Below are 1,640 nucleotides of genomic sequence, written 5' to 3' on the forward strand. Positions count from 1 at the left end.
TAACCTCCATTTCGCCGGTACCGCCGGCGACACAAATAGTAATGAAAAGTGGTGTGCGGTCCCACCCTCATGGTATATATAAGTTGAGGAAGAAGATATACTACAAAGCACGACGAGGTGAGTTGTAGACTGCTCTTCTCAGCTTAAATCAGTAAGCTAACCAGTGTAAGAATCGCCTTTCAAGCACAAATAAGTGGTTCTATAAGTCCGCACGCTAATCATTGCTTTAGCTTCTCGTTAAATGTGTGGTGGTTCAGTCAATGTCTTCCTCCTATTAATTTCAAAGGAGGTTATATCATGAAAGTTGTTTACCCTATCTGCTGCGGCGTCGATGTTCATAAGACTTTTCTCGTCGCCACAATCATCATTTCACAGGGAATCACTCCACATTATTCAAAAAAGAGATTCTCTACCTTTAACAATTCCATCCTGCAGTTTAAACAGTGGTTAATTGACAACAACTGCTTTGATGTTTGTATGGAATCAACCGGGAAATACTGGGTCCCCCTCTTCAATCTTTTGGAAGATACCATCCATGTCACTGTAGCCAATCCCAAATGGGTGCAGGCTGTAAAGGGAAATAAGGACGATACTAAGGATTCCAAATGGATTGGAGATCTCTTCCGCTTGGGTTTGGTTCCCGGAAGTTATATTCCCAGCAAACCCATTCGTATTCTCCGTGAATACACCCGTTACCGCTTCAAACTTGTTTGCTGCAAAAGCAGTGAAAAGAATCGTTTTCAAAATGCTTTCACTGTTTGCAATGTAGCCCTGGATAGCGTCGTTTCCGACATGTTTGGTAAATCTGCCTCTTCCATCACGGACTATTTGCTCTCCTCTGATTCCTTCGATCCGGTACACTGTTCATCCCTTCTTCACAAATCCTTGAAGAAAAAAGCGGATACCGTGATTGAGTCCATTAAAGGATACCAGATGACCCGAGAACAAAAGGATCGTATCATAATGGTTCGCTCCCATCTTGATTTCATCCAGCAATCTATTGCAGCATTAGATGAAAAACTTGATAAGATGGTAGTTCCTTATGAAAGTGCCATTAAACTCCTCTGCACCATTCCCGGAGTTGAAAGAATCTCTGCTATCACCATCATCTCCGAGATTGGTACAGATATGTCTCAGTTTGCCTGCTCCAAACGTTTATGCTGTTGGGCGGGTCTAACCCCGGGTAACAATGAATCTGCTGGTAAGAAGAAATCTGTCCGAATTACACGTGCCGGTGTCTACCTCAAACCTGCATTGGTGCAAGTCGCCCATGCAGCCGTGAAATCGGAAAAGGCTCCTTACTACAAAATCAAATACGAACGCATTAGCAAAAGGAGGGGCAAAAAAAGAGCCATTATCGCTATCGCCAGAATGATACTCACCGCTGTTTACAACATGTTTGTTACCGGTGAAGAATGGAATCCGAGCGATTTGTACAAAATTGATATGCCACAGGAAATCCTGGAAAAACAGAAGGAGAAAGCCATTAAACAGGCTATAAAACTCCTTGTTTCCAATGGCGTAATTAAAACTCGCGATATTTCCCTGGCTTAAACAATTATTATTAAATTTTCGAGGATCCATAAGGGTCTTAGTTAAGTTTGCCCTTTTTACTGCTACGGATAGACTTTTTCACGCTA

1 protein-coding gene is annotated in these 1,640 nt (G+C 42.4%); it reads left to right on the forward strand.

Going from position 1 to position 1,640, the window contains the following annotated elements; genetic code table 11:
* The first annotated feature begins 297 nt into the window (after window positions 1-297).
* Window positions 298-1,554 carry an IS110 family RNA-guided transposase gene (locus T344_RS0119415; RefSeq protein ID WP_027630051.1) on the forward strand — a complete coding sequence of 419 codons (1,257 nt, stop codon included), beginning with the start codon at window positions 298-300 and terminating at the stop codon, window positions 1,552-1,554.
* Window positions 1,555-1,640: the final 86 nt, after the last annotated feature.

The sequence above is a fragment of the Ruminiclostridium cellobioparum DSM 1351 = ATCC 15832 genome (genome assembly GCF_000621505.1).
GTDB classification, from domain to species: Bacteria; Bacillota; Clostridia; order Acetivibrionales; family DSM-1351; genus Ruminiclostridium; species Ruminiclostridium cellobioparum.

Excerpts from the sequence above, each read along its gene's own strand:
- T344_RS0119415 (WP_027630051.1), top strand. The coding sequence starts at position 298 with ATGAAAGTTGTTTACCCTATCTGCTGCGGCGTCGATGTTCATAAGACT.